The sequence below is a fragment of the Kitasatospora sp. NPDC056531 genome, assembly GCF_042794375.1.
GTDB lineage: Bacteria > Actinomycetota > Actinomycetes > Streptomycetales > Streptomycetaceae > Kitasatospora.
On the sequence record NZ_JBHTTU010000010.1, the window covers coordinates 2,201 to 10,279 of the forward strand.

Annotated in this window: 7 protein-coding genes; 6 read left to right on the forward strand and 1 reads right to left on the reverse strand. The window is 75.5% G+C overall.

Features of this window, described 5'->3' with window-relative positions; translation table 11 throughout:
- Positions 1-189 precede the first annotated feature (189 nt).
- The gene (locus ACFQ87_RS12380) at positions 190-1,869 is read left to right on the forward strand and encodes an ATP-binding cassette domain-containing protein (protein WP_380610621.1); all 1,680 of its coding nucleotides are present in this window, start codon (positions 190-192) and stop codon (positions 1,867-1,869) included.
- A 164-nt stretch (positions 1,870-2,033) separates the two neighbouring features.
- Positions 2,034-2,207, forward strand: a complete 174-nt coding sequence (locus ACFQ87_RS12385; RefSeq protein ID WP_380610622.1) for a hypothetical protein — start codon at positions 2,034-2,036, stop codon at positions 2,205-2,207.
- A gap of 94 nt (positions 2,208-2,301) precedes the next feature.
- Here the strand turns inward: ACFQ87_RS12385 and ACFQ87_RS12390 are convergent, their stop codons facing one another.
- Positions 2,302-3,384, reverse strand: coding sequence for a Zn-dependent alcohol dehydrogenase (locus ACFQ87_RS12390; RefSeq protein ID WP_380610623.1), 1,083 nt, complete (start codon positions 3,382-3,384; stop codon positions 2,302-2,304).
- Between the two features lie 314 nt (positions 3,385-3,698).
- On the opposite strand from ACFQ87_RS12390, the gene ACFQ87_RS12395 reads away from it, so the two are divergent.
- From ACFQ87_RS12395 to ACFQ87_RS12410, 4 genes are all read left to right on the forward strand, one after another.
- Complete coding sequence (locus ACFQ87_RS12395) at positions 3,699-4,352, forward strand: class I SAM-dependent methyltransferase (protein WP_380610624.1); 654 nt, start codon at positions 3,699-3,701, stop codon at positions 4,350-4,352.
- Between the two features lie 177 nt (positions 4,353-4,529).
- A complete protein-coding gene (locus ACFQ87_RS12400; RefSeq protein ID WP_380610625.1) occupies positions 4,530-5,783 on the forward strand; it encodes a hypothetical protein in 1,254 nt (417 codons plus the stop codon).
- Between the two features lie 7 nt (positions 5,784-5,790).
- Complete coding sequence (locus ACFQ87_RS12405; protein WP_380610626.1) at positions 5,791-6,789, forward strand: N-acetylmuramoyl-L-alanine amidase; 999 nt, start codon at positions 5,791-5,793, stop codon at positions 6,787-6,789.
- A 209-nt stretch (positions 6,790-6,998) separates the two neighbouring features.
- Positions 6,999-7,961 (forward strand): hypothetical protein, encoded by a 963-nt coding sequence (locus ACFQ87_RS12410; protein ID WP_380610627.1) that lies wholly within the window; start codon positions 6,999-7,001, stop codon positions 7,959-7,961.
- Positions 7,962-8,079: the final 118 nt, after the last annotated feature.

The window sequence follows — 8,079 nt, forward strand, 5'->3', positions numbered from 1 at the left end:
CAAAAAACCCCCACCCCAACAACCCCCCCAAAAGCACCCCCCCGCGGGAGAATCCGCCCCCCCCCCCCCCCCCCGCGGCAGCGGGCCGTTGGGGCTCCGGGTGGGCGGCGGAGGCGGCGGGTCTCGGGATTCGGAGGGCCGGGGTGGGGGTTGCTGTTCCGGCAGTTGGGGAGCACCCGGGGGGCGTTGGTGCGGTTGCTCCTGTGGTCCGGGGTCGAGGCGTTGCCGCCGCTGCTCTCCGGTTTGTTCGTCTCGGCTGCGGTTGATCAGGGGTTCCTGGCCGGGCGGCCGGCAGTCGGGGTGGCCTGGCTGGCGGGGTTCGGGGTGGCGATGGGGGTTCGGGCGTACGCGGCGCGGGCCGGGTTCCCTTACCTCGCGGGGGTGGTGGAGCCGCTGCGGGACGCGCTGGTCGAGCGGGTGGTCCGCAGTGCACTCGCGCGCCCCTCGGCGGATCCGGCCGAGGTCGCCAGGCTCACCGAGCAGGTCGAGTCCGCCCGGCAGTTGACCGCGACCTTGCTCCGCACCCTGCGCGGGGTGGGGGTCACGCTGGTCGCCGCCCTGATCGGGCTGACGCTGCTGGCGCCCGTCGTCCTGCCGTTGGTGCTGCTGCCGCTGTCGGCGGCCGGGGTGTTGTTCGTCCGGCTGCTGCGCCCGATGGTGTCCCGACGGAGGGCGGTCGTACTGGCGGAGGAGCGGCTCGCCGCCGACGCCGGACGAACCCTCCACGGGCTGCGCGATGTACAGGCGACGGGCACCGGGGCGGAGGTCGCCCGGGCGCTGGCCGGGGCCGCGCAGGAGAGCGCGGCCGCCTCCCGAGCGCTGGGCCGGGCCTCGGCCCTGCGTGCGCTCGTCGTGGCGCTCGGCGGACGGCTGCCGGTACTGGCCGTCCTCTCGGCGGCACCGTGGCTGCTCGCGCACGACGCGCTGACCGCAGGCGAGCTGCTCGGCGTCGCCACCTACCTGCTGCAACAACTCGACCCGGCAGTACGGACGTTGGCCGGTACGGTCGGCGGCTGGCTGCTCAACCTCGCGGTAGTGCTGGACCGCCTGGCGACGGTCACGGCCGACGGCGACCCGTCCGGTGCGAGGACGGGCGCCGACGGTTGGCGCGGTGTCGGCCGGGCGCCCGGCGCGCAGGCCGCAGGCGCGGAGGGCGCCGTACCCGAAGCCCCACCGCCACCCGAGGGGGAGGTGCGGCTGCACGGCGTTCGGTATGCGCACAGCCCCACCGCCACCCCCGTGCTCGACGGGCTCGACGCCGTGTTCCGCCCCGGGGAGCACGTCGCCGTCGTGGGGCCCAGCGGGACCGGGAAGTCGACGTTGGCGGCGCTGTTGGCCGGGCTGGTGGTGCCGACGGCGGGGACGGTGGCAGCACCGCCGGCCTCGCTGTTGCCGCAGGAGGCGTACGTGTTTCCGGGGTCGGTGCGGGAGAACCTCGCCTGGATCGCCCCGGGCAGCAGCGACGGGCGGCTGGCCGGGGCGGTGGAGCGGCTGGGCGCCGGGGAGTTGGTGGAGCGGCTGGGCGGGCTGCACGGCACGCTGCGCGATCCGGGTGAACTGTCGGCGGGTGAGTGCCAGTTGATCGCACTGGTGCGGACGTACCTGTCGTCCGCGTCGCTGGTGGTGCTGGACGAGGCGACCTGCCATCTGGACGCCGCAGCCGAGGAGCGGGTGGAACGGGCCTTCGCGGCGCGGCACGGGACGCTGGTGGTGATCGCGCACCGGATCAGTTCGGCGTTGCGGGCGGACCGGGTGCTGCTGTTGGACGGTGGCCGGGGCGTGCTCGCCCGGCACGGGGACCTGCAGGTGCTGTCGCCGCTCTACCGGGAGCTGGTCGGGCACTGGCTCGACGCGGGACTCGCGTCATGATCTCGATAGGATCTCGTCCGTCCCGGCCGTTATGGTGGCCGGGGCACGGGCCGCGATCACCGGCTGTGGGCGCGTACCGAGCGCCCGATCGGGGACCCGACCGTGCGCCTCAGGCGCCGGACGGGCGCCGATGACCTGCACCCTCGCACGGAAGACGATTTCTCATGTCCGACACCCTCACCGACACCACCGGACCCGCGACCAACGGGACCGACGCCGACGAGAAGACGGCCGAGGACACCGCGACGCACGGCCGCCACCGCGGCGCGTCCGCGGCCGACGAAACTCCCGGTTCCGACCCGCACGGCCGTCACCGCGCGGCCGGTGCTCAGGCCTGAGGACAGGCCTCAGCCAGGGAGACCCCCAGGGAGACAACGACGAGGGCCCGCCGGGGACACCGGCGGGCCCTCGCGCGTCACCGCCGGAACGCCGTCACCCCAGCGAGACCACCGTCCGCAGCGCCTCGCCGCTGCGCATCTGCGCGATCGCCTCGTTCACGTCCGCCAGCCCGACCCGGTGCGTGATCATCCCGTCGAGGTCGATCCGCCCGGCCCGCCAGAGGTCCACGATCAGCCCGATGGTGCGTGCGACCGGCGCCCCGCCGTACAGCGAGGGCAGCACCCGCTTCTCGTTGAAGAACAGCTCGCCCATGGTGAACTGCGCGCGGTCGTCCTGCGCGCCCGCCCCGATGACGACCAGGGCGCCGCCGCGCCGGGCCGCGTCGTAGCCGGCCCGGACGGTGGCGGAGCGGCCGACCGCCTCGAAGACGTAGTCGAAGCCGCCGCCCGGCAGGCCCTTGGCGACGGCCTTCAGCTCCTCGGGCGCGATCGCCTCGATGGCGCCGAAGGCGAGCGCGCGTTCGCGGCGCGAGGCGACCGGGTCGACCACGGTGATCCGGGCGGCGCCGCAGACCCGGGCGCCCTGGACGGTGGCCACTCCGACGCCGCCCGCGCCGATCACGGCGACGGAGGCGCCGGGCTCGACCTTCGCGGTGTTGACCGCGGCGCCGATGCCCGTGGTCACCCCGCAGCCGATCAGCGCGGCGGCCTCGTACGGCAGGTCGGCCGGCACCTTGATCACGGCGTCGGCGGCGACCACGACCTCCTCGGCGAAGGCCCCGGTGCCGTAGAAGCCGGAGGCCTCCGTACCGTCCTGCGCCAGCCGGAAGCCGGGGGCGCCGAGCCGCCGCAGGCTGGCGATGCACAGGTGGCCGCGGCCCTGCTCGCAGTGGGCGCAGCGGCCGCAGGGGGCCATCCAGCAGAGCACCACGCGGTCCCCGGGCGCGACGCCGGTGACGCCCTCGCCGACCTCGACGACGTCCCCGGCGCCCTCGTGCCCGGGGACGAACGGCGCGGGCTGCGGCAGGACGCCGCTCATCGCGGAGAGGTCGGAGTGGCACAGGCTGGCGGCGCGCATCCGGACCCGTACGGTGCCCGGTCCGAAGCCGACCGTCGTGACGTCCTCGCGGACGTCGAGGGTGTCCTGGCCGGTCTTGTGCAGGACGGCTGCGCGCATGGGGCTGCTCCCGGTGTGCCTCGTGTGCCTCGGTCTGACCAACTCGATCTGACGACTCGTTCCGAACGACGATCGGCCCGATTCTGGCACGGGCGGCCGGGCTGGACGAGAACGCGTTCCAGAACAGCCGGTCGGCACACGGGCGGAGCCCGGCCGGTGAGATCGGGAAAGACGGACGGCGCGCCCTCGGCATCGCCCGTCGAGTCGCCCCAGGCGAGCACCCGGCCCCCGCTCCCGCCCTCCGCTACCGTCGAGTAGGGTCCGAGCACGTCCGTCCGCCGTACCGGAGCCGTACCGAACCCGAGGAGCACCGCATGTCCGACCTGCTGGAGAGCGCCCGCCCGGCGCCCGAGGTGCTGGCGGCGTTCGAGGCGGCCACCGGGTTCATGCCGGTGGACGAGGGCCTCGCGCTGTACGCGGCGGCGGTGGCCGCGGCCCGGCTCACCGGGCTGCCGGTGCTGGAGATCGGCACCTACTGCGGCCGCTCGGCCATCCTGCTGGCCGCGGCGGCCCGCGAGGCCGGGACGGTCGCGCTGACCGTGGACCACCACCGCGGCTCGGAGGAGCAGCAGCCCGGCTGGGAATACCACGACACGACCCTGGTGGATCCGGAGATCGGGCTGATGGACACCCTGCCCCGCTTCCGCCGCACCCTGCACGCCGCCGGGCTGGAGGACCACGTGGTCGCGCTGGTCGGCCGCTCGCCGCGGATCGCCGCGCTGTGGGGCCGGCCGCTGGGCCTGGTGTTCATCGACGGTGGACACACCGACGAGCACGCCACCGGCGACTACGAGGGCTGGGTGCCGCACCTGGCGCCGGAGGGCCTGCTGGTGGTGCACGACGTCTTCCCGGACCCGGCGGACGGCGGCCAGGCCCCGTACCGGGTGTACCTGCGGGCGCTGGCCGAGGGCTTCGAGGAGGTCTCGGTGACCGGCTCGCTGCGCGTCCTGCGCCGCTCCGCCGCCTGAGTTGATCGCGCCCGCGGCCCCGCACGGATGCTCTAACGTCGTGCCGGGGCTGTCGGCCGGGGGTTCGAACGGTACGGTGTCCGCGCAGCACCAGGCGGCTGCGGCAGGCAGCACCAGGCAGCACACGAGGCAACAGCACCAGGCAGAGCATCGGCGGACGGTGGGGGCCAGCGGCACATGACGGACCAGCAGAACACCGCTCCGGCGGTCTGGGACCCGACCGCGCGCGGCGGCGCGGGCGGCTGGGTCCGTAATCCGCAGCGGCAGGACGCCGAGCCCGCACCCGCCGCCCAGCCGGCCCCGCCCACCCAGAGCGCACCGCCTGCCCCGCCCGCCCCCGGCGCACAACCCCCGGCACCCGGCCCGGTCGCCCCGCCCCCCACCGCGGGCGCCGTCGGCGACCAGGGCCCGCCGCTGGGCGCCCGCCCGTACCTGGCCGCCGCGCCCGGCTTCGGCCCGCCTCCGCCCTCCGCGCCCCCCGGCCCGGGGGCGCCCACCGCCGCCTTCCCCACCGTCGTCCCGCAGCCCCCGCCCGCCGCCGCGCCGTTCCCCTCCCACGCGACCCCGCAGGACCGGGGCCCGCAGGGAGCGCCGACGACCCCCGGCCCCGGCTACGTCTACCCGCCGCCGCCCCCGGCGGCCGCGCCGCCGCAGTCCCCGTACGGGGCCCAGCCGGACTACCCGACCCACTACCCGGTCGACGACGAGCAGGAGCGGGAGCGCCCGGGCAAGGGCAAGGCCCCGCTGCTGATCGGCTTCGCGCTGCTCCTGGTGCTGGCGGTCGGCGGCGGCCTGCTGTACGCGACCCAGGGCGGCGACGACAAGAGCGGCCAGGCCGCGCCCGCCCCGACAGCCGCCCCCGCGACCGGCTCCGGCAACCCGCAGCCCGCCCCGGCGCCGACCGGGACGGACGCCGCCCCGAGCACCCCGGCCGACGGAACCCCGTCCCCGACCGCGACCGGCCCCGGCCCCAACGCCCAGTCCCAGGCGCAGGCGCTGGACGGCCTGCTCAGCGAGGGCGAGAACGCCAAGGCCCCGATCGGCAGCGCCGTCGCCAAGGTGAGCAGCTGCCCGTCCAAGGCGGACATAGAGACCGCGGCCCAGGCGTTCGACAACGGCGCCAAGCAGCGCGACGGGCTGCTGACCAAGCTCGCCAAGCTGAGCATGACGGACGTGCCGGGCGGCGCGGACGCGGTGAACTCGCTGAAGTCCGCCTGGCAGCTGTCCGCCGACATCGACCGGGCGTACGCGAGCTGGGCGCGCGCCGTCGCCAAGCAGGGCTGCTCCGGCAAGGCCCCGACCACCGCGGACAAGACGCACGCGGACGAGCTCAACCCGCAGGCCACCCAGGCGAAGACCGACTTCATGACCAAGTGGAACCCGATCGCGAACGGCTACGGCCTCACCGCACGGACCCAGGACAGGATCTGACCCACCCGTGACCGGCCCCACCTCCCGACCGCCCCGCCGCCGTTCCGCCCTACTGCGTGCCACCACGGTGGTGGCCGCGGTCGTCCCGCTCTGCACGGCGGGCTGGTTGGGCTGGCGGGCCCTGGACCACTCCGACCCGGCGGGGGCCACGGCCGCGCCGCCCGGCGCCGTCCAGTCCGCCACCACGGCCCCCGCCACCCCCGAGGCCCCGCCGACCAGTGGCACGCCCACCGGGACGGCGACTCCCACGGACACACCCACGCCTTCCGGGACACCGTCCGCAGCGCCCTCCGCGAGCCCCACCGCACCCCCCGCACCCCCCGCAGGCACCGCCGACCTGACCGGCCGCACCGTCGTGCTGGACCCCGGCCACAACCCCGGCAACTTCTCCCACCCCACCGAGATCAACCGTCAGGTGGACGTCGGCAACGGCCACAAGGAGTGCGACACCACCGGCACCGAGACCGACTCCGGCTACACCGAGGCCGACTACACCCTGGACGTCTCCCGCCGGGCCCGCGCCCTGCTGACCGCCCGGGGCGCCAAGGTGGTACTGGTGCAGGACGGCGACCGCGCCTGGGGCCCGTGCGTCGACGAGCGGGCGAGGGCGGGCGCCGACGCGCACGCCGACGTCGCGGTCTCGGTGCACGGCGACGGCGGCCCGGCGAGCGGCAGCGGCTTCCACGTGATCATGCCCGCCAAGGTGGTCGCCGGTAAGGCGGACAACTCCGCGATCGTCGAACCCTCGCACCGGCTCGGTCTGCTGCTGCGCGATCACTTCCACGCCGCGACCGGCGAGCCGTACGCCGACTACATCGCCGACCAGGGCCTGGACACCCGCTCCGACCTGGGTGGCCTCAACCTCTCCGCGGTCCCCAAGGTGTTCATCGAGTGCGGTAACATGCGCAACTCCGCGGACGCCCGGCGGATGACGGACCCTCAGTGGCGCCAGCAGGCGGCCCAGGGGATCGCCGACGCGCTGACCGCGTTCCTGACCGCGCACTGAGCGGGCCGGGAAAGGGAGTTGGGACGGGCAGGTCTGGTGGACGACGCTCCGCCCGGCCCGCACGGTTTGCAACGACTTCGACCCATTCCCGGTCCCGCCGTGCACCGGCAGGACGGTTGGGCCTAGGCTTCTGGTCCGTTCGGGAGTTTCGGCCGGTCAGCCCGACCGCACGAATCACCGTCCACGACACGTCAACGAGGGGAACGTAAGTGAATCTGCGCGCTCTCACCAGGGGAGACGCCGCCGTCGCAGGCGCGGCCGTCCTGCTCTTCATCGCCTCCTTCCTGCCCTACTGGACCGTGAGCTGCGCCGGCCGGTACTGCGGGCCCGACGCCTCGCAGAACGCGTGGAGCACCCAGCTGTTCCCCATCCTGCCCTCGATCTACCTCCTCGGCATCGCCGCCGCCGTGCTGATCCTGGTGCAGCGCTTCCAGGGTCCGGGTGCGGCCAACCGCCAGGTGCTCGGCCTGCGGCTGGACCAGTGGGGCATCGCGTTCGCCGTCTCGGCGCTGTGGACCTCGATCTGGGCGTTGGGCGGCGGCTTCGACGGCGCCGGCATCAGCCACGGCTTCGGCGCCTGGCTCGGCCTCATCTCGCTGATCGTGCTGGCCGGTGCGGCCGCCGCGAGCCCGCTGGTGCCCGCGCTGAAGGCCCCGCTGGTCACCGACCGTCCGGCCGCCCCGTACCAGGGCGGCTACCCGATGCCGGGCCAGCCCGGTCACCCGGGTGCGCCCGGTCAGCCCGGCCAGCCCGGCCAGTACGGCTACCCGGCCCAGGGCCACGACCCGGCCTTCGGCGGCCAGCCGGCCGGCGGTTACGGCTACCCGGGCGCCGGCCAGCCGCAGCCGGGCCAGCCCGGTCAGCCCGGTCAGCCCCTGCCCGGTCAGCCGGTGGCCGGTCAGCCGCAGGACGCCGGCGTCCCGGCCCCGCAGCCGACCCCGGCCGCCCAGCAGCCGGCCGCCCCGGCGGCGGACTTCCAGCCGTACTGGTTCGCCGTCCCGGCCCCGCGCCAGCTGGCCCCGAAGGACAACCCGGCCGGTGCGCCGGTCGGCGAGGTCGTGCCGGGCACCTGGTACCTGGCCGTCGAGCAGCGCGGCGCCGCGCTGGTCGCGCAGCTGCCGGACGGCACCCACGGTCTGCTGACCGACACCACGGGCATCCAGCGCGGCTGACGCCCGACACGTACGCGGAAGGGGCGGGACAGAACGCACCCAGCCCGCCCCCCCCCTGTCCCCCCAACACCCGTTTCTAGGGCCGAGTTACCCGCCTCTCCACGGGAGAGGTACTTTT